This is a genomic window from Enhygromyxa salina (genome assembly GCF_002994615.1).
GTDB lineage: Bacteria > Myxococcota_A > Polyangia > Nannocystales > Nannocystaceae > Plesiocystis > Plesiocystis salina_A.
The window spans coordinates 33,643-52,190 of the sequence record NZ_PVNK01000199.1 but is presented as its reverse complement, the minus strand read 5'-3'; the positions used below and the strand labels follow the sequence as shown (position 1 = coordinate 52,190).

The window sequence follows — 18,548 nt, the reverse complement described above, 5'->3', positions numbered from 1 at the left end:
GGCGTGGGCGCGGGGGCTTGGGGTCGCAACGACGAGGGCGAGGGCGAGGGCGAAGCCGAGGGGCTGGGCGACGAGGCCCCAGCGGGGGAGGTCGAGGCCGCCCAACGCGGTGGTCCCGGTCTGGGCCAAGACGAGCGCGGTGGTCGAGGCGTCGCTTGGTGACAGGCCGGACGAGAGGGCGGACAAGAGCAGGGTGAAGCCGAGCAGGCGCAGGCCGGCGAGGGCGAGGCCCCGGTCCTCGCTCCTTGCGAGGGAGGCGCGGACGAGCGTGAGCATCGCGGTCGCGATCGCGAGGGCGATCAGCCACCACCACAGGCCCGGGGTCGCGGGCAGGGCCATGAGCTCGGCGCCGCCGAGGGCGTCGCGGCACTGGGCGAGCTCGCGGGGACCGACGGGAACACCCAGCCGGCCGCGGCACAGCCCGAGCCCGAGGGGGGTCGCGGCGGCGGCGAGCAAGAGGGCCGCGAAGGCTGCGCCGACCGCGGCGCGTAGGCTGCTCGGGCCGGGCGTGGAAGGGCCGCGGCGCAGCGGTCCCCAGGCGAGGAGCCCGACGAGTGCGGCGAGCCCGGCGAGCGCGAGACCGAAGGCGCCCGGGGTCGCGCGATCGACCTCGGTGCCGACGAACTCGATCGGGACCTCGTAGGCGAACTGATTCGAGCTGAAGCTCAGCGTGGCGTCGCCAGATCGGTAGACCCCCGGCGCGCTGCGGAAGGCGGCGCGCGAGAGCTCGAGATCGATCACGACCGAGTCCTGGGCCGGGATCGTCCGCGGGAGGGTGTCGTCGACGAAGCGCAGGGTGTCCCAGTCGTCACCGCCGAGGGAGAACTGCCCGATCGGTCGGACCGTGCCGCTGCGGTTGTGGATCTCGACCTCGGTGCGCGTGTGCGTGGGGTCGAGGCGCACGACGCCAGGATCGGCCCACAGCGGTCCAGCGTCCCCGGTCTCGGCGCAGGCGAGCGAGACCAACATGGCGACCAGGACCAGGAACCAGGCGCCGCGCGGCGCTCGAGCTGGGGGGCCGGCGCTCACGTGTCTTCTTCGTTGGGGGCGGAGCGGTCTGCGCTGTCGGTGTCGGCGTCGGCGTCTCCCTCGGCCGCGCGCAGAGCCTGGACGATCTGGGAGACCAGCCACTCCCGGGGGCGCCGCGAGTTGGTGCCGCCGTCGCTGTCGATCAGCTCGCCCTCGCGCTCGCCCGGGTTGGTGCCCGGGAGCACGACCTGGCACGCGGCGCTCACGTCGTCGTGGGCGTGGGCGATGCACACCGACTGCATCGTCGTGAGCTTGCCGAGGACAAACTCCGGAAAGGCCACGCGGGTGTCGAGCAAGAACACGGTCTGGATGAAGGCGCCCGCGAGATCGAGGGCCAGCTCGCCAGCGTGGCGGGCGTCGGGTCCGGCGACCGCGTCGACGGCGTTGGGGTCGACGGTCTCGCCTGTCGGGATGCCCTCGGTCGCCGCGGCCGTGCCCTCGAGCACGTAGCGGTGCGCGTTGAAGGCCTCCGCGAGCTCGAGCAAGGCGAGGTTGGCGTCGGGGCTGGCGCCGCGAGAAAAGACCACGGCGACCCGCTCGCTGCGCAGGCGCTTCACGGCCGTGGAGATCGCGACGTCGAGCTCGACCGCCTCGTCATCGACGAAGGCGCGAAACACCGGGCCCTCGAGGCGGCGGTGCCCCTTCGGCTGCGCGTCGGCGGTGAGCTCGTCGTCCTCGCCCTCGGCGGCGTCGGAGGCCGGCTCGTCCTTGTCGTCCTCGCCCTCGGCGGCGTCGGAGGCCGGCTCGGCGGCGTCGGGGGCCGGGGCCGGCTCGGCGGCGTCGGGGTCTGCATCGGCGGCGTCGGGGCCCACGTCGGGGCCCGCATCGGCGGCGTCGGAGGCCGGCTCGGCGGCGTCGGGGGCCGGCTCGGTCGCGTCGGCTGCGGGCTTGGGCGTTGGCTCGGACTTGGGCTTGGTTTTCGGCTCGGGCTCGGGCTTTGGCGCGGACTCGGAGGCGGGCCGCCGGAGATCCCGGGCGCTCGCCATCGTGTCCAGATCGCCGACGCCCGCCTCGCGCTTGGACTCGTCGATCGGCTTCGGCGCGGAGAAGTCGAGCACGCCCTTGCGCAGCACGAACGCGAACGCGGCTCCGACCAGACACGCGAACGCGGACGCGCCCAGGAGCCCGCGGTCGCGCAGGCCCATGATGCACTCACCCGCGCGCTCGGACTCGGGCGTGCAGGTGATCTCGGCGAGGCCCCCGAACCAGGGCACGAGCAGCAGGGCGAGGACCGTCAGTCCGGTCATCGCGATCCCGAGCTGCAGCAGACGCGCGAGACCGTCGGCGTCGGTGTCGGCTTGCTCGCGCGGCGCGGGGGTCAGCCGCCAGCCAAGCGCGAGACCGAGGGCCGCGATCGCGGCCAAGACGAGGTAGGCCCAGCCCATGGGGGGCTGGACGTAGCAGTTTCCCCCTCCGGATCCAAGAGGGCCCGACCCCAGAGCGCGCTGGGTTTCGGACCAGTACGAGCCGAGAGGCGAGCGTTTGAGGCGAGCGGAGGGGCTGCCAGAGTGCTGCTAGAGGCCCTCGATCGCCATCTCGAACACGTCGACTTCGTCGGAGCTGCGGGCGACGAAGAGCACGCGAGACGGCCGATCACCGCGGTGGCTGCGGAACTCGCTGTGGATCGCCCGCGCGGCCTCCTCGGCGGGGATGCCCGTGTCGAAGGCGCCCATCAGCGGGACCGCGACGCTGTTGTAGCCCTTGAGCTCACAGGTCACGATCACGGCCGCGGTCGCCCGCGCGATGTCCTCGACCTGGACTTGCTCGCCGGACGTGCCCGTGTTGGGCACGTGGATGAGGTGGCGGGCGCGGAGCCGGCCACCCTCGGTCACGAACGCCGCCCCGATCGCCAGGGGCGTGTGCGGTCGCAGGAGCTGCTCGAGAGGGAGCCCGGACAGCTCCTTGATCCGTGAGGCCGGGTAGCTCGAGTACTCACAAGCCGAGTTGACCGGGCACACGAAGGCGTCAACCTCGACTTGCTCCCAGGGTTCGTTGGACAGTTGAATTTCGATGACGTGGCCCTCTGGGCGACGAGCCGACGCTTGCGCAGGCTCAAAGACAGCGTTGGATTGCGCCGACCGCGGCCGTTTTGGCCACGTTGGCGCGGCTAGTTCTTAAACATCGAATCGAGCTCTTCGGCAACCTCGGACTCGCTCGTCTCGCGGGCCACCGCCAGCTCGCCCACCAGGAGGTCGCGTGCTGTGCGCAGCATCTCGCGCTCGCCGTGGGACAGCGTCTTTTGCGAGCGGAGCAGCGACAGGTCCCGGTAGACCTCCGCGACCTCGTGGAGCGAGCCGGTCCGGATCTTCTCCATGAAGTTGCGGTAGCGTCGGTTCCAGGTCTGGCGATCCATGGGCACGTCTCGGTCGCGCAGGATCTCGAACATCTTGTCGATCTCGTCGGGACCGGCCAGGGGCCGCATGCCGTTCTCGCCGGCCTTGTCGATCGGGACGATGATCTTGAGCCCGCTGCCGCGGACCTGCAGGTGATAGAAACGCAGGGCCTGCCCGCCTACTTGCTTGGTCTCCAGCCCCACCACATCGGCCACTCCATGGGCTGGGTAGACCGCGGTCATACCAATCTCGAAGTTCTCGTTGTCGATCATCGCTTCGTCTGGGTCCGGAACGGGCGGGCTGCGCGAAGATCGCGCTCGAGCCAGGTCGCCCGTAGCGGCCTTTCTGGGATGTGAACGGCGTTCTGGACCGCGTTGGCCCCTGCGGTGCTACGCAGAGTGCCCCTAGGTTAGCTCGGAGGCGGGGAGGGTGTCCAGACGGGCCGGCTGGAGGGCCCGTGAGCGGGCGGCTATCGTCCGTAGCTGGCCACTGGGCGCTGGCTCAGCGCGACCGGGGGGGAGCTGGCGGCTTGGAGGCGCGGTGTGCGAGCCACGACGCTGTGTGAGCTTCGATGTCGCGTTCGCGGCTCGTGCTGTTCATCTGTTCGTGGCTGTCGGCTGCGGAGAAGACGCGTCGAGCGACTCGGTGGACACGGGGATGGGGAGACCCGGCCCGCGCTCAGGCCTGCGCGGCGGCGGGTCGCCACTTGGCGATCGGAGGCGGGAGCTCGCTGACCCACACGCTCACGCCGCGCTCCTCGAGCGCGTCGCGCAGGGCGAAGGCCTCGCGGCGCTGCCAGTCCTCGCCGCGGGCGTGGGCGAAGCGGGGGTCGGCGAAGTCTTGCTCGGCCCCCATCTCGCCGCGCAGGACCCCGATGCTCACGGACTCGACGACGTCGGCGAGGGCGTCGGCGAGGGCGATCGGATCGCCGGGCAGCATCGGCTGGACGACCACGCAGCGCTGGACCCCCGCGCGCTTGAATTGCCGGAGCATGTCGAGGCGCTCGGGCACGCTCGCGGCCCGGGGCTCGAAGTGCTTGCGGACCGAGTCGTCGAGGGTCGGGATCGAGGCGCCGACCCACGCGTGGGGGATGCTGCGCAAGAGCTCGAGGTCGCGCAGGATCATCGTCGAGCGGGTCATGATCAGGGTCGGGGGCGGATCGTCGGCCCGGGCGATGACCTCGAGGCAGCCGCGGGTGAGCTCGAAGCGCTTCTCCACGGCCTGGTAGGGGTCGGACACGATCGGGCAGAACTTGATCACGTGGCGCGGGAGCTCGCGCAGCTCTCGCTCGAGCAGCTCGGGCGCGTTGACGCGGACGTCGACGTAGGAGCCCCAGGGGATCTGCGGCAGCCGCAGCAGCGCGCGCATCGGATCGAGGCGCGACTGCGCGTAGCAGAAGCGACAGCCGATCAGGCAGCCGAGGTAGGGGCTGAGCGTGTAAAAGCGCTCGCCCGGGACCCCCGCGAGCTCGAGCAGGCGGGTGCCGTGGAGCTCGCGGATGCGCGCGGAGCCCTCGGCCTGCTCGGCTTTGGCCTCGACGTCGAGGGCGAGCCGCGAGAGGACCTCGGCCTCGCGCGCGCCGACGTGGGCCGCGACGGTCTGACACACGCGAAAGCCCAGCTTCTGGTCGACGTGATCGGCGCCGCCGTCGCGATAGGCGAAGGACAGCCGCTCGCTGCGGGCCGCGTACTTGAGCCCGAGCTCGCGCGGCCCGACCTCGACGTGGACCTCGTCGCGCTCTTCGACCAGGAAGCTCAGGCGCAGGCCGAGCTCGGTCGAGGCGCCGGTGAAGCGCAGGCCCGGCTCGAGCTCGTCGCCGGGCGCGAGCGGCTCCATCAGCGCCAGGAGGTAGTCACGCAGATCCACGCGGCGTCTCTCAGCGCAGCTCGGCCACGCGCCAGCCCTGGGAGGTCTGCTCGAAGGTGACCGCGCGGCCGGCCCCGTAGCGGAGCACGGCGCGGGAGTTGTCGGCCGAGTAGCTGATCGCGCCGGGCTCCTCGAGCGCGGCCTCGATCGCGTCGGCGCGCGCGATCCAGTCTTCGCCGAGGCGCTCGAGCATCTCGGTTGCGAGCACGCGCTCGAGCTGGACCTCGGACACGCTGCGCAAGGTTGCGATGAGCGCGCGAGCGGTGGCCGCGGGCGTCGAGGTGTCGGGGATCCCGGGCAGCCCGTCGACGACCAAAAAGCCCGCGCTCGTGTAGGCCCAGTGGAGCACGACGCCGCCTTCGTGGGTCGTGGTGCCGGTCAGGACCGGGGTCTTGCGATCCTCGTCGAGCGCTTGGATGGCCTCGAGGGTGACCTCGTGCTGCGACGCGTTCTTTGCCCAGCGCTCGCGGAACTTGGCGGGGTCGGTCCGGGCCTGGACGTCGGGCGCGAGCAGGTCGTAGGCCGCGTCGGGATCGTCGGAGCGCAGCGCGGCCGCGTAGGCGTCGCGCAGGCCCTCGGGGCTGCGCTTGGCCGCGGCCGCGCAGCCACCCGCGGCGCCGACCGACAGCAGCGGCAGGAGCAGGGCGAGGCTCGACACGAGCGAGGGCGTCGGCGCCCTGCGGACGCTGGCAAAATTTCGAGCAGGCTCGTTCATGGTCCGTCTTGGCGGGTGAAGATCGTCTCGCGCGGCTGGCCGGGGTCGGTCTGCGGGTAGTCGAGAGTGTAGTGCAGGCCCCGGCTCTCCTTGCGCCGCGACGCGCTCTCGACCATCAGATAGCCGACCAGCGCGAGCGAGCGCAGCTCGAGCACGTCGCGGGTGACCCGGTAGTGCCAGTAGTACTCGCGGATCTCCTGGTGGAGGATCTCGAGCCGCCGCCGGGCCCGGGCCAGGCGCTTGTCCGAGCGCACGATGCCGACGTAGTTCCACATCAGCGCGCGGACCTCTTCCCAGTTGGCGCTGACCATCACGGCCTCGTCGGAGTTGACGGCGTCGCCCTCGTTCCAGGCGTCGACGGTGGTCGGCGGGGTGAGCCCGAAGTCGTCGCAGACCTCGGCCGCGCCGTGGGCGAGGACCACGGCCTCGAGCAGCGAGTTGCTGGCCAGGCGACAGGCCCCGTGCATCCCGCTCATCGCGACCTCGCCGATCGCCATCAACCCGGGGATCGTCGTGCGGCCCCAGGGATCGACGACCACGCCGCCGCAGGTGTAGTGCGCGGCCGGGACGACCGGGAGCGGGGTCTTGCGCATGTCGAGGCCGAGCGCGGTGCAGCGGGCGTGGATGGCCGGGAAGCGGCTGACGATGAAGTCGTGGTCGAGGTGGGTCATGTCGAGCATGACCTTGCTCGCCCCGCTGCGCTTGAGCTCGGCGTCGATCTCGCGGGCGACGACGTCGCGCGGCGCGAGGCTGCCCATCGGGTGGCGATCTTTCATCAGGTCCGCCCCGCCGACGGTCCGCAGGATCCCGCCCTCGCCGCGGAGGGCCTCGGAGATCAGGAAGCTCTTGGCGTCGGGGTGAAACAGGATCGTCGGGTGGAACTGCATGAACTCGAGGTTGCCGACCTCGGCGCCGATCCGGTACGCCATCGCGATCCCGTCGCCCGTCGCGATGTGGGGGTTGGAGGTGTAGCGGTAGACCTTGCCCGCGCCGCCGGTCGCGAGCACCGTGATCGGCGCGACGAAGGCATGGACCTGGTCGTTGGCGATGTCGAGGGCGTAGCAGCCGAAGCAGCCGCGGTCGTGGGGCCCGCCGCCGTGCTTGGCGAAGCTCAGCAGATCGATGACGTCGTGGTGCTCGAGGATCTGGATGTTGGGGTGGGCCTCGACGGCCTCGATCAGCGCGCGCTCGACCTCGGCCCCGGTCATGTCGCGGTGGTGGACCACGCGACGGTTCGAGTGGCCGCCCTCGCGCCCGAGCTCGAAGGGCGCGTCGGCCTCGTTGCTGGCCCGGTCGAAGCGGACCCCGAACTCGTCGGCGAGCCCGGCCACGAGCCGCGGGCCGAGCTCGATCGCGCGGCGGACCATGTCTTCGCGGCACAGCCCGGCCCCGACCCGGAGGGTGTCGGCGACGTGGGCCTCGATCGTGTCGGTCGGCGAGAACACGGCCGAGATCCCGCCCTGGGCCCAGCGCGTGTTCGACGACTCGCGCCGATGCTTGGTCAGGATCGTGACTTGGCGACGCTCGGCGACCTGGAGCGCGAAGTACAGACCCGCGAGGCCGCTGCCGAGCACCAGCGTGTCGACGTGGTGAACTTGGGGCGACTCGGGCACGTGCCCGGGAGCTTAGCCCTTTGTTCCAGCCCGGTGTAGGGCTGAAATGCCGGTCAGGGCGCTGAATATTCGGCGCGCGTCGGGGCTGCTGTTAGACTTGGCGGATGCGGAGCGCGAGGCGAAAGTGGCGCGTGGCGGCGGCGATCGTGGGCCTGAGCGCCGTCGCGCTGTTCGCCAGCCCGGCGCCGGTCGACGCGGGCAAGCCCAAGCGCAACAGCAACAACTACTTCAAGTACGTCGACGAAGACGGCGTCATCCACATCACCAACCGTCCGCGGGGCAAGCGGGGCGACTGGAAGCTCTACAAGAGTATCGCCGCCAACCGGACCAAGCTCTCGGACATCCCGCGCGGGCCGGGCCAGGGGTCGAAGAAGCTGACCCTCGACAGCGAGAAGGCCCACCGCTACGACGCCTACATCCGCGGCGCCGCCCGCCGCTACCAGCTGCCCGAGTCCTTCGTGCGCGCGGTGATTCACACCGAGAGCCGCTACAACCCCGGGGCGGTCAGCCGGGCCGGGGCGATGGGCTTGATGCAGCTGATGCCAGGCACCGCCAAGTTCCTCGGCGTCGCGCAGCCCTTCGATCCGCGCCAGAACATCTACGGGGGCTGCAAGTTGTTGCGCCTCCTCGCCAACCGCTTCAACGGCGACATGGTCCTGGTCGCGGCTGGTTACAACGCCGGGGCTGGGGCCGTGGTCAAGTACGATGGCGTCCCGCCTTACACCGAGACGCGCGCCTATGTGAAGGGCGTGCTCCGGCGGTACTACGCTTACGAGCGCCAGTCTCAGCTCGGCGGGGCCGAACTTCGACGCGGACCCGCCCGCAACATCGCGCAATAGCGGCGGTTCGCTGGGCTCGGATTGGCAAACTACGCGTCGCTCGATTTTTAATCGTCGTTCTCGGGGGACTAGACGTGGTCGCTTCGCTGGCGTCGCGTCCGCGGGATCTCGAAGCGCCAAATTGCGCAGCCGTGAGCGTGGGCCCGGACGGGCTCGCGCCGCTCGATTCGTCATAATGATATGCCGATGTCGAATCAACAATGTACCAACATTATTGTGTGTTTGGTTTTGCTCACCCCGCCGGGTCTGCTTGGTTGTTCACGCGACTCGGACGGTGGCCAATTGATTGTCGAGAGAAGCGAGCTGAGCTACTGGAGGGACGCCAAGCCGATCCTCGATGAACACTGCGTCGGGTGCCACCTAGAGGGTGGTATCGGGCCTTTTGCGCTCGAGACCTGGGCCCAGGTCGAGGCCACATCCCAGCTCGTTCGGGCCTCAATTGACGACCAGACCATGCCGCCGTGGAAGCCCAACCCGAGTTGCAACAGTTATGAACACGAGCGCATCCTCAGCGAGGGGGACCGCGATCTCTTGCGTGATTGGATTGACGAGGGGTGCGTCGAGGGCGACCCCGCTGACGCGTCGCCCGCTCCGGCGCCGGCGGCCTTCGAGCCCGACTTCACGCTCACGATGGCCGAGCCTTATACGCCGACCAAGGAGCCCGACGACTACCGCTGCTTTTTGATCCCATGGCCGACGACGCTGAGCGAGCCGACCTACGTGACGGCGCAGGCCGTGTATCCGGGGCAGCTCGATCTCGTCCATCACGTGGTCGTGTTCGTCGCCGACGCGGAGGACACCGGGGTCTTCCAGGCACTCGACGACGCCGATCCGGGCCCGGGCTACGAGTGCTTCGGCGGGCCCGGCACCCTCGACTGGACGGCCCGCTGGCTCGGTGACTGGGTCCCGGGGGCGGCGACGTGGCGGGCGCCCCCAGGGACGGGCGTCGAGGTCCGGCCCGGCGCCTCGCTGGTCGTCCAGGTCCACTACAACACGCTCAGCCACGCGCAGCAGCCCGATCAAACCAGCTTTGGCTTCCAGATCGCCGACGAGGTCGAGCAACCCGGCGCGTTCGTGCCGGTCCTGGACTACCGCTGGGTGCTCGGGCTCGAGCCGATGACGATCCCGGCCGGCGACCCCGACGTCCACCACTCGGCGACGCTCCCGCGCAGTGACGACTTCTTCGTGTACACGCTCAGCGAGCTCGGCGTGGGTCCCGACGAGGAGGTCGACATCTGGCGCAGCGCCCTGCACATGCACACGCTCGGCTCGCGCGGACGGCTCTCGGTCGTCGAGTCCGGGGGCGACGAGAGCTGCCTGCTCCAGATCGATGACTGGGACTTCAACTGGCAGGGGGACTACATGCTGCGCGAGCCGATCAGCTTCGGTGCGGGCGACGCCATGCAGCTCGACTGCTGGTACGACAACAGCGCGGCCAACCAGCCGATCATCGATGGCGAGCGCAAGGAGCCCGAGGAGGTCGGCTGGGGCGACGGCAGCTACGACGAGATGTGTCTCGGGATCGTCTTCGCGGCGCGCAAGCCGTAGCTGCGACCCGCCACGTCGTTGCCCCGGGGCCTGCCCCCGGGGTAGCGTGGCCGAAGTGGCGGCCTCCGACATCCCCGGCGTGACGAGCTTCGCCTTCGGCCGGCTGCTGACGCCCGAGCCGGGCACCGACACGCTCTCGCTCACGCGCGACGGTCACCTGCTGGTCAACGTCGCGGGCGAGACCATGACGCGCACGGACTCGCTGCTGATCTGCAGCGAGAACCTCGAGATCCGCCCGCTCAACCGGCGCATGCAAGGCCGCGCCGTCCCCGACGTGTTTCGCCGCCTGGCCTCGCTCGAGGGCGAGGGCTACCTGATCATCTCGCGCGAGGACGAGCGCTTCTACCCGCTGCGCCTCGAGCGTGATCTGTGCTTCTTCGTCGAGCCCCTGGTCTGGGCCCTCGACGCGACCTTGATGTGGGACGTGGGCATGCTCCCGGGGTCGCGCGACGCGAACCCGATCGGGCTCGTGCGCGTCGCGGGCGAGGGGATGGTCGCGCTGCGCGTCGGGGGCGAGCTCGTCGCGGTCAAGGTCTCGCCCGAGCGGCCCCACCGCGTCCACGCGAGCGGGTTCGTCGGCTGGGTCGGCAACGTGGTCCCGGCCGCCGAGCGCGGCAGCCCCTTCTTGCGTTGCGAGGGCGAGGGGGCGGTGTTCATCGCGCTCCCGGGCGGCGGCCGATCGCGCGCTGACTCGGGCGCCGAGCGCAGCGGCGCGTACACCGTGCCCCGCACCGCGGACCTGATCGAGGAAGCAGATTGAGCGCGGGCGAGCAGGAACCAGGCGCTGACGCGTGGGGGCGCGCGGGTCCGCGATCGCGGCCGCGTCGCCGTCGGCCGCGGCTCGAGGGCTTCAAGCGCGAGATCCTCAACGCGCCCAACCTGATCACCGTCGGGCGGCTGCTGATGATCCCGCCGATCTTGCTGCTCGTCGACAAGACCGATCCGTTCAAGGGCGTGCTCGCGATGGCGCTGTTCCTGATCGCTGGCGGCCTCGATCTGCTCGATGGCTGGCTCGCGCGGCGGCAGGGGCTCGTGACCTTCTTCGGCAAGTTCGCCGATCCGCTGGCCGACAAGATCATGGTCATGGCGCTGCTGGTCTACCTGACCGCCGAGGGCCGCATGCCGCCGTGGCTGGTCGCGGTCTTGCTCGGGCGCGAGTTCTACATCTCGGGCCTCCGGATCATGGCGCTCAACGAGGGCGTGGAGATCTCGGCGGGCGCGGGGGGCAAGGCCAAGACCAGCTTTCAGGTGATCGGCATCGCCTGCGTGCTGATCTACTTCCCGTACCTCGCGCCCTGGGGCGGGTGGGTGCGCTTCAACGAGATCGGCCTGCTGTTCCTTTATGTCTCGGCGGTGTTGTCGGTGTGGAGCGCGGTCACCTACACGCGCGGGTTCATCGCTGCGCTGGCGGGCCAGACCGAAGAGGTCAGCGACGACGACGAAGAACGCGCGGGGTGAGCAGCTGGCTTCGCACCAGGTTGCGCGCCGGGGTGAGCGCAACGAGGGTCGCGCTCGGGATTTTTGCGAGCACTGATCACCGCGAGTAGGCTGTCGGCCCGTGACTCACGACATCCCGCACGATCTCGACTTCGACCTCGCCAAGCTCGCCGCCGAGAAGGCCGCCGAGTCCTACGCCGAGCGCTTCACCGAGTACGACTACTCGGCCAAATGGGTCAGCAACGATCGGGTCGAGCTGGGCTTCTCGGTCATGGGCAAGCGCCTGACCGGCGCGATGACGGTCCGGGCCCGCAAGCTCGAGCTCGAGCTCGACGTGCCCTTCATGTTCCGGCCCTTTCGGGGCAAGGCCCTCGAGATCATCGAGCGCGAGGCCAAGGCCTGGCTGCTCAAGGCCAAGAAGGGCGAGCTGTAGCGCTCAGCCGGCCGGGGCCGGCGAGGGCTCGACGCTGGCCGGGCCGGTCTCCTCGGCGTCGGCGTCGGCGTCGGCGTCGTCTGACTCGGCTTCTTCGGCGTCGTCTGCCTCGGCCTCCTCGGCCGCCTCGGTCTCCTCGGCGTCGGACTTCGTGGCCTTGGCGTCGCCGAGCTCACCCTCGGCGCCGTGGTAGTGCAAGAAGATCAACAGCAGCGCGACGCCGCACACGAGGGCCGAGTCGGCGGCGTTGAAGATCGGCCAGTACTTGCCCTGACCCCAGTTGTAATAGAACTGGAGGAAGTCGACGACGCCGTGGCGCTCGACGAACTCGCCGTTCATCCACACGGGCATGGTCCGGACGAAGCGATCGTGGAGGTTGCCGGCGGCCCCGGCCGCGATCAGCCCGATCGCGACGAACCCGTACAGGCGCGTGGTCGGCATCTTCCAGGCCAGCCAGCCCATGTAGCCCAGGGCCAAGAAGGTGACCGTGATGAAGAAGAAGCGGGCCCAGGACGCGTCGCGCAAGAAGCTGAAGGCCGAGCCGGTGTTGAACCCGAACTTCAGGTAGAACACGTGCTCGATGACCTCGACGGGGGGGCCATCCTTGATGTTCTCCCACGCCCAGGCTTTGGACCACAGATCCACGCCCAGCGCGAAGGCGAACACGACCGCCACGACGATCAGTCGGCTCGCGCGCGAGGGCTCCGAGGGCTTGGAATTGTCCGCGCTCATTGGTGGCGCGGAGCCTAGCAGACTATGCGGGCGGGTTTTGCGCGGCGTCACGCGTCGGCGTCGGGGCCTGGCTTGGCGTCGAGGCGGGCCAGGTAGATCAGGAACAGACCCACGCCGACGACCAGGCAGGTGTCGGCGACGTTGAACGAGGGCCAGCGCCGCTCGGGCCAGTAGTAGACGACGATGAAGTCGACGACCCCGTAGCGGGGCAGGTCGAGGTAGTTGCGCCCGCGCAGGAGAGACTCGGACAGTTTCACGGGGTGCTCGATCAGGAGCCAAAACTGGAGCTCGTCGGCGATGCGCACACGGACCTCGTCGAGTCGCCAGAGCCGGTCGATGAGGTTGCCGAGGGCGCCCGCGGCCATCAGCGCGAGCGAGATCGTCCCTGTCGCGGCGACCCGGCGTGTGCGCGCCTCGCCGGGTGGGCGCCACAGCAGCGTCGCGATGTAGAGCAGCGCGAAGACCGTGGTCACGATGAAGATCGTGCGCGCACCGGGCTCGTCGCCGAACATTCCGAACGCCGAGCCCGGGTTGAAGGCGTAGTCGAGCTCCAGCCAGTCCTCGACCAGGACCTTCGCGGGTTGCTGGCGCAGGGTCGTGAACGCCCAGCGCTTGGTCCACTGATCGAGGCCGAGGCCGAGCGCGACCACGAGGCCGGCGAGGGCGAGGCGGCGCGTCTGGCTGATCGAGGCGCTCATGGGCCGAGACGAGACCACATCGAGGGCCGGCCCGCGAGCGAGGACTTCAACCGATGCCGCGCATGCTGAAGGCCGCGGCGAGGAGCGCCTGCGGGACCATGGTGAGGGCCGCGGTGAGGGCTGCGTTGCGGGCCCGGGGCCAGCTCGGGCGACGGCCGAGGCGGGTGTTGATCGCCGCGCGCCTCGCTGTCGCCCGCGCGGACCGCTGTCGTCGGCGCGCGTAGGCAGACAGGGCCGCGTCGGCGTCGTGGCCCTCGCGCAGGACCTTCGTCAGCGTGCGCGCGAGATCCCAGGCGTCGAGCCAGCCGAGGTTCATGCCCTGGCCACCGAAGGGACACACGACGTGGGCCGCGTCGCCTGCGAGGACCAGCGGGCCGCGGTGGAAGCGGGTCGTCAGGCGCTGCTCGACACCGAAGGCGCTGACCATCGTGGCGCCGCGCTCGTCGAGCAGCCACCCGGTCCGCCGCGCGACCGGCTCGACCACCTGTTCGGGGCCCGGGCTCCGGACGGCCTCGTCGATCTCGACGACCCAGCGGCGCCGACGGCCCGGGAGCGGGAAACTCTCGACGAGGCCCTCGTCACACAGATAGAGGATCGCGTCGGGCCCGAAGCTGGTGTCGTCGCAAAAGTCGCCCATCACGTAGCGACCGGGCCGCGGGCCGCCGCGCAGCCGGGCCGGGATCGAGCGCCGAACGACGCTGCGCTTGCCGTCGCAGCCGATCACGAAGCGGGCTGTGGTGATCGACCAGGCGCCGTGCTCGTCCACGCTCGTCAGCGACGCCGCCCGAGCGCTGGTGCGCACGTGGACGACCCGCTGCCCGCGGCGCAAGGCCGAGGGCTGCAGGTCCAGCAGCGCGTCCTCGAGCAGGGCCTCGGTGCGGCTCTGCGGGAGCGAGAGCGCGCAGCCGAACAGCCCCGGCGCCCGGGTGAAGTCGACGCTGCCCAAAAATCCGCGCGACGAGAAGGCGTGACCGCGCTCGATCCGGACGCCGTCGGCGAGGAAGCGCTCGGCCAAGCCCATCCGGGCCAGGCGTTCGAGCGCGGGCGCGTGGACGCCGATCGCCCGCGAGTCGCCCGAGCCGTCGCGGCGCGCCTCGAGCAGCCCGACCTCGACACCGAGGCTCGCGAGGCGACAGGCGAGGAACAGGCCGACCGGCCCGGCTCCGACGATCAAGGCCTCGAGCATGGACCGCCTCGCTCACCACTGCAGCAGCACCAACTCGGCGCAGAAGGCCGGCCCCATCGCCATCAACAGGCCGAAGGCTCCGGGCTGCGGTCGGGCGTCGCGGCGGATCGCGTCGAGCAAGAACAGGACCGACGCCGACGAGAGGTTTCCGAGCGCGGCGAGTCCGTCGCGTGCAGCACGCAGCGCGTCGCTCGCGAGCCCGAGCCCCTGCTCGATCGCGTCCATGACCTTGGGCCCGCCCGGGTGGGTGACCCAGGTCGCGATGTCCCCGCGCGCGAGGCCCCAGTCGCCGAGGAAGGCGTCGACGGCTCCGGGCAGCTCGGTCCGGGCCAGGGTCGGGACGTCGGCGCTGAGCACGATCTTGAACCCGGTGTCGACCATGTCCCAGCCCATGACGCGCTCGGTCTGTGGGAAGAAGATCGAGCGGCTGTCGAGGATCCGCGGGCCGAGCCCGCGCGCGCGTGGGTGCTCGGCCCCGGCGATCAGCACGCCAGCGGCCCCGTCGCCGAACAGCCCGGCGCAGATGATGTTGGCGATCGAGGCGTCGCTTCTTTGCACGGTCAGCGAGCACAGCTCGACCGCCAGCAAGATCGCTAGCTCGTCGGGGTGGCCGCGGAGGTAATCGGCGACGCGGGCGATCCCGGCCGCGCCCCCGACACAGCCGAGCCCAAACGCGGGGACGCGCTTGAGCGCGGGCGAGAAGGGCAGGCGGTTCATCAGCCGGGCGTCGAGCGTGGGCACCGCGATGCCGGTCACCGTCGTGGTCATCAGCTCCGCGATCTCGGCGGGCGGGACCTCGGCCTCGTCGAGGAGCTCGCGTAGGGCCCGCTCGCCGAGCTCCGTCGCGACCTCGATCCAGGCCCGGCTTCGGGCCGCGAAGCCGTCGAGCTCGCGGTAGCCGTCGGCGGGCAGAGCCAAGAAGCGCTCATGGACCCCGGTCCGGGTGAAGAAGCGCGCCAAGTCTTGCGTTGAAACGCTCGCCTCCGCGAAGATCTCCGCGGCCAGGTCGAGCAGATCTTGCTGGCGATAGTGGTGGCGGGGCAGCGTCGTCGAGGTCCCGACCACAGCCGGGGCAGCGTGGGCCGTCGACGGGGTCCAAAGGTGGTTCATCGAGGCAGCGAGGATGCACCTCCCATGCCTGGTCGCCCGGTCGCCGCCCGGTGGCCCAGTCGCCGCCCAGTCGCCGCCCAGTCGCCCGGTGAGCTTCTCGACGTTTGGTTGCCGACAGCGCGAGCGCTCAGGCCGGCTCGTCGCGCTGGTGCCGAAGCAGATCGAAGAGCGCAGGTCGCCGACGGCTCGGCCAGTTGTCGGGCCCCTGGGTCAGCGCCCGGCGACCCCGGGACACGCGCTGGTCCATCGCCTGTCGGGAGAGGCCGTCGAGCGCGACCGGGCGCCCGGCCTGCAGATCCATGAGCTCGACCCGATCCTCACCGAGCAACCCGGCGAGGGCGTTCTCGAGCAGGACCGACTCGGGCAACCGTAGTTCGCGCAGGGCCGCGCGGAGGCGGGCGCGCATGCGCAGGGTCTCGCGCTTGTCCTCGGCGACCATGCGCAGGGCCTCGGCTCGGTCGGCGGCGTCGCGGGCCAGCGCCACGCTGCCCGCGGCGACCATGACCGGCAGCGCGCGGATGTCTTCGTCGACCAGCGCGGGCTCGAGCAGCATGGCCTCGACCTCGATCCAGGCGATCTCGTCGACGGCTCGCTCGTCGCCGCCGAGGGACTCGAAGTCCGTCGAGCTCCAGGCCGCGACCAGCAGGTGGAGGCGCACGGCCTCGAACAGCAGCAGCTCCGACAGCGCGGCCTGCAATTGCTCGGGGCCGTCTCCTGCGCTGGCAGGATCGGCCCCGAACGCCCGTGCGAACAGATCGGTGTGGAGGTTGGACAGGCGCCCGGCGACGGCCTCGGACGCGGCGCGCAGCTCGGCGGTCTTGCGCGCGCTCTTGGGCTTGGCCGCCTGCGGGAGCCGACCCTCGATGGCCTCGCCGCCGATCGCGGCGACCCAGGGCTGGAGCTCTCGCGGGATCTCGACGAGCAAGGCGTCGCGCAGGCCCTCGTGAAATTCGACCAGTTGAGGGAAGCGCTCGTCATGGACGGCGGCGTCGAGGGACACGCCCCGCATCCGCGCGTCGAGGGCCTCGATGGCGACCTGCTCGAGCTCGTCTTTGAGCTCTGCGAGGTCGACGCCAGGCCCGAGATCGACCCCATCTTGGGTCGGAAGCGCGCGTACGACGGTGGACGTAATCGAAGGATCCATGGTCAGGGAGGCTTTCTAAGTCGGCATTCGCAGGGCGCAAGGCCTGCGTTTCAATCGGGCCCGCAGGGCCTTTTGGGGACCCTTGGGTGCACCGCTGGTCCTTCGACCAGTCGCTCGAGCAGACCTACGTGGCGCACGCCCGGATGTTCCAAGCGTCGCCCCGACGGTGGCGGCGCCCAGGACGCGGACGCCGTCTTGCTCCAACTCAGGCGCCCGAGAGCTTCACGCGAAAGCGTTTCTTGCGACCGATCTGCAGGCGCAGCCCGTCGTCACCGCAGGCTTCGGCCGTCAGGACTTCGCTCGCGTCGGTCACGGGCTCGCCGTCGATCCGGACGGCCCCCGACTTGATCCGCTCGCGAGCGTTGCGCTTGGACTTGAACCCGCCGATCGACTCGTGGACGACGAGGTCGAGCAGCTTGACCTCGGGCGCGTCGATCTCGATGCAGGGCAGGGCGCTCCAGTCTTCGCCGCTGCCGAAGGCCTGCTGGGTGGCCCGACGCGCGCGCTCGGCCTCGTCCTCGCCGTGGAGCAGCTTGGTCGCCTCGAACGCGAGCGCGGCCTTGGCGTGCTTGAGCGCGGCGCCCTCGTGGCTGGCGAGCTCGGCGACCTGCTCGAGCGGGAGCTCGGTGAACAGACGCAGGAGTCGTTCGACGTCGCGATCGTGGCAGTTGACCCAGTACTGGTAGTAGTCGAAGGGCGAGAAGCGATCGGGGTCGAGCCAGACCGCGCCCTTGGCGGTCTTGCCCATCTTGCTGCCGTCGGCGGTGGTCAGCAGCGGGTAGGTCAGGCAGTGGGCGGTGTCGGGCCGCTCGTCGCAGCTGTGGCTCTGGTCGGCGCCGACGCGGCGGATCAGCTCGACACCGGAGATCATGTTGCCCCACTGATCGGAGCCGCCGACCTGGAGGGTGCAGTCGTACTCGCGGTGGAGGTGAAGGAAGTCGTAGGCCTGGAGCAGCTGGTAGTTGAACTCGAGGAAGGACAGGGGCTGCTCGGACTCGAGCCGCTCGCGGTAGGTCTTGGCCGCGATCATCCGGTTGACGGTGAAGTGGCGGCCGATGTCGCGGAGGAACTCGATGTAGCGCAGCGGCGCGAGCCAGGTGTTGTTGTCGATGACCTGGGCGTCGTTGGCCGCGCCGCTGTCGAAGTGCAAGAAGCGCGAGAACTGGCGCTTGAGCGCGGCGAGGTTGGCGGCGATCTGCTCCTCGTCGAGCATCTTGCGGGTCTCGCTGCGGCCCGAGGGATCGCCGACGCCGGCCGTGGCGCCGCCGAGCAGCATCAGCGGCCGGTGGCCGTGCTGCTGGAGGTGGCGCGCGGCCATGATCGTCAGCAAGCTGCCGACGTGGAGCGACGGCGCCGTTGGATCGTAGCCGTTGTAAAAGGTCACCATGCCGGCTTGCATGGCGGCGTCGATGGCCCCGATGTCGGACGCGGCCTCGACGAAGCCGCGCTCGACGAGGACCGCCAGCGCGGAGGACTCGACCTTGATTGCCTCGCTAGGGACGGGCATGGGCGGCCAGAATAACTGGTTTGGGCGGGATGTCGCGCGGGGCTCAGGCCGGCGGCGCGTGCTCGAGGGCGGCGAGGTCGGCCTCGTGGGCGGCGATCGCAACTTCGAGCGCCTGGAGCCGGGCCTCGATGCGCGCGCGGTCGCGCCGACGCAGGTCTTTTTCGCGGAACAGCTCGTCGGCGATCTGGATGGCGACGAGCAGGGCCACGCGCTGGAGCGAGAAGCTGCGCCGGGTCCCGCCGAGCTCGCGGAGGTGGGCGTCGACGTAGTCGGCGAGCTCCTGGACGTAGTCGGGGCCCTCGTCGCTGCGGATCGACAGGGTCTGGCCCGCGATCTCGACGTTCACCGACTGCTTCAT

Annotated in this window: 17 protein-coding genes and 2 pseudogenes; 5 read left to right on the top strand and 14 right to left on the bottom strand. The window is 70.6% G+C overall.

The features are described 5' to 3' along the window. The 7 genes and pseudogenes from ENSA5_RS23195 to nadB all read right to left on the bottom strand — a co-directional run. Positions 1 to 1,029, bottom strand: a pseudogene (locus ENSA5_RS23195) (hypothetical protein); the annotation flags it as partial. After that, positions 1,026 to 2,414: a hypothetical protein gene (locus tag ENSA5_RS23190; RefSeq protein ID WP_106393875.1), complete on the bottom strand. Its 1,389-nt coding sequence runs from the start codon at positions 2,412 to 2,414 to the stop codon at positions 1,026 to 1,028. The gene ENSA5_RS23190 and the pseudogene ENSA5_RS23195, both read right to left, overlap by 4 nt. A gap of 129 nt (positions 2,415 to 2,543) precedes the next feature. Next, positions 2,544 to 2,987: a macro domain-containing protein gene (locus ENSA5_RS23185; protein ID WP_181198054.1), complete on the bottom strand. Its 444-nt coding sequence runs from the start codon at positions 2,985 to 2,987 to the stop codon at positions 2,544 to 2,546. A 149-nt stretch (positions 2,988 to 3,136) separates the two neighbouring features. Further along, positions 3,137 to 3,634: a CarD family transcriptional regulator gene (locus ENSA5_RS23180; protein WP_106393873.1), complete on the bottom strand. Its 498-nt coding sequence runs from the start codon at positions 3,632 to 3,634 to the stop codon at positions 3,137 to 3,139. 406 nt (positions 3,635 to 4,040) lie between these two features. Next, positions 4,041 to 5,228, bottom strand: coding sequence for an SPL family radical SAM protein (locus ENSA5_RS23175; RefSeq protein ID WP_106393872.1), 1,188 nt, complete (start codon positions 5,226 to 5,228; stop codon positions 4,041 to 4,043). A 10-nt stretch (positions 5,229 to 5,238) separates the two neighbouring features. Next, positions 5,239 to 5,943 carry a hypothetical protein gene (locus ENSA5_RS23170; protein ID WP_146156021.1) on the bottom strand — a complete coding sequence of 235 codons (705 nt, stop codon included), beginning with the start codon at positions 5,941 to 5,943 and terminating at the stop codon, positions 5,239 to 5,241. Beyond that, on the bottom strand, positions 5,940 to 7,556 hold the full coding sequence (gene nadB, locus ENSA5_RS23165; RefSeq protein ID WP_106393870.1) for an L-aspartate oxidase: 1,617 nt from the start codon (positions 7,554 to 7,556) through the stop codon (positions 5,940 to 5,942). Before nadB ends, ENSA5_RS23170 begins: the two co-directional genes overlap by 4 nt. A 404-nt stretch (positions 7,557 to 7,960) precedes the next feature. On the opposite strand from nadB, the pseudogene ENSA5_RS39920 reads away from it, so the two are divergent. From ENSA5_RS39920 to ENSA5_RS23140, 5 genes and pseudogenes are all read left to right on the top strand, one after another. After that, positions 7,961 to 8,395: pseudogene (locus ENSA5_RS39920) on the top strand (lytic transglycosylase domain-containing protein); the annotation flags it as partial. Positions 8,396 to 8,677: 282 nt separating this feature from the next. Further along, entirely contained in the window at positions 8,678 to 9,943 is a 1,266-nt protein-coding gene (locus tag ENSA5_RS23155) for a monooxygenase (protein ID WP_106393868.1), read from the top strand. A 55-nt stretch (positions 9,944 to 9,998) separates the two neighbouring features. Next, entirely contained in the window at positions 9,999 to 10,703 is a 705-nt protein-coding gene (locus tag ENSA5_RS23150; RefSeq protein WP_106393867.1) for a hypothetical protein, read from the top strand. Then, positions 10,700 to 11,401: a CDP-diacylglycerol--glycerol-3-phosphate 3-phosphatidyltransferase gene (pgsA, locus tag ENSA5_RS23145; protein ID WP_106393866.1), complete on the top strand. Its 702-nt coding sequence runs from the start codon at positions 10,700 to 10,702 to the stop codon at positions 11,399 to 11,401. Before ENSA5_RS23150 ends, pgsA begins: the two co-directional genes overlap by 4 nt. 100 nt (positions 11,402 to 11,501) lie before the next feature. After that, positions 11,502 to 11,813 (top strand): polyhydroxyalkanoic acid system family protein, encoded by a 312-nt coding sequence (locus tag ENSA5_RS23140; protein WP_106393865.1) that lies wholly within the window; start codon positions 11,502 to 11,504, stop codon positions 11,811 to 11,813. A 3-nt stretch (positions 11,814 to 11,816) separates the two neighbouring features. Here the strand turns inward: ENSA5_RS23140 and ENSA5_RS23135 are convergent, their stop codons facing one another. From ENSA5_RS23135 to ENSA5_RS23105, 7 genes are all read right to left on the bottom strand, one after another. Beyond that, positions 11,817 to 12,545: a signal peptidase II gene (locus tag ENSA5_RS23135; RefSeq protein ID WP_106393864.1), complete on the bottom strand. Its 729-nt coding sequence runs from the start codon at positions 12,543 to 12,545 to the stop codon at positions 11,817 to 11,819. 47 nt (positions 12,546 to 12,592) lie between these two features. Further along, entirely contained in the window at positions 12,593 to 13,243 is a 651-nt protein-coding gene (locus ENSA5_RS23130; RefSeq protein ID WP_106393863.1) for a signal peptidase II, read from the bottom strand. A gap of 46 nt (positions 13,244 to 13,289) precedes the next feature. Next, positions 13,290 to 14,429 carry an FAD-dependent oxidoreductase gene (locus ENSA5_RS23125; protein ID WP_106393862.1) on the bottom strand — a complete coding sequence of 380 codons (1,140 nt, stop codon included), beginning with the start codon at positions 14,427 to 14,429 and terminating at the stop codon, positions 13,290 to 13,292. 12 nt (positions 14,430 to 14,441) lie between these two features. Further along, positions 14,442 to 15,539, bottom strand: a complete 1,098-nt coding sequence (locus ENSA5_RS23120; RefSeq protein WP_106393861.1) for a type III polyketide synthase — start codon at positions 15,537 to 15,539, stop codon at positions 14,442 to 14,444. A gap of 127 nt (positions 15,540 to 15,666) precedes the next feature. Next, the gene (locus ENSA5_RS23115) at positions 15,667 to 16,683 is read right to left on the bottom strand and encodes a hypothetical protein (RefSeq protein ID WP_106393860.1); all 1,017 of its coding nucleotides are present in this window, start codon (positions 16,681 to 16,683) and stop codon (positions 15,667 to 15,669) included. Between the two features lie 205 nt (positions 16,684 to 16,888). Continuing rightward, entirely contained in the window at positions 16,889 to 18,190 is a 1,302-nt protein-coding gene (tyrS, locus tag ENSA5_RS23110; protein WP_106393859.1) for a tyrosine--tRNA ligase, read from the bottom strand. A 43-nt stretch (positions 18,191 to 18,233) separates the two neighbouring features. Next, positions 18,234 to 18,548, bottom strand: a complete 315-nt coding sequence (locus ENSA5_RS23105) for a cell division protein ZapA (protein ID WP_106393858.1) — start codon at positions 18,546 to 18,548, stop codon at positions 18,234 to 18,236.

Bases quoted from the DNA above. Each gene is read 5' to 3' on its own strand.
- ENSA5_RS23190 (WP_106393875.1), bottom strand. From the start codon at position 2,414: ATGGGCTGGGCCTACCTCGTCTTGGCCGCGATCGCGGCCCTCGGTCTC.
- ENSA5_RS23180 (WP_106393873.1), bottom strand. From the start codon at position 3,634: ATGATCGACAACGAGAACTTCGAGATTGGTATGACCGCGGTCTACCCA.
- ENSA5_RS23170 (WP_146156021.1), bottom strand. From the start codon at position 5,943: ATGAACGAGCCTGCTCGAAATTTTGCCAGCGTCCGCAGGGCGCCGACG.
- ENSA5_RS23135 (WP_106393864.1), bottom strand. From the start codon at position 12,545: ATGAGCGCGGACAATTCCAAGCCCTCGGAGCCCTCGCGCGCGAGCCGA.
- ENSA5_RS23130 (WP_106393863.1), bottom strand. From the start codon at position 13,243: ATGAGCGCCTCGATCAGCCAGACGCGCCGCCTCGCCCTCGCCGGCCTC.
- ENSA5_RS23125 (WP_106393862.1), bottom strand. From the start codon at position 14,429: ATGCTCGAGGCCTTGATCGTCGGAGCCGGGCCGGTCGGCCTGTTCCTC.
- ENSA5_RS23120 (WP_106393861.1), bottom strand. From the start codon at position 15,539: ATGAACCACCTTTGGACCCCGTCGACGGCCCACGCTGCCCCGGCTGTG.
- ENSA5_RS23115 (WP_106393860.1), bottom strand. From the start codon at position 16,683: ATGGATCCTTCGATTACGTCCACCGTCGTACGCGCGCTTCCGACCCAA.
- tyrS (WP_106393859.1), bottom strand. From the start codon at position 18,190: ATGCCCGTCCCTAGCGAGGCAATCAAGGTCGAGTCCTCCGCGCTGGCG.
- ENSA5_RS23105 (WP_106393858.1), bottom strand. From the start codon at position 18,548: ATGAAGCAGTCGGTGAACGTCGAGATCGCGGGCCAGACCCTGTCGATC.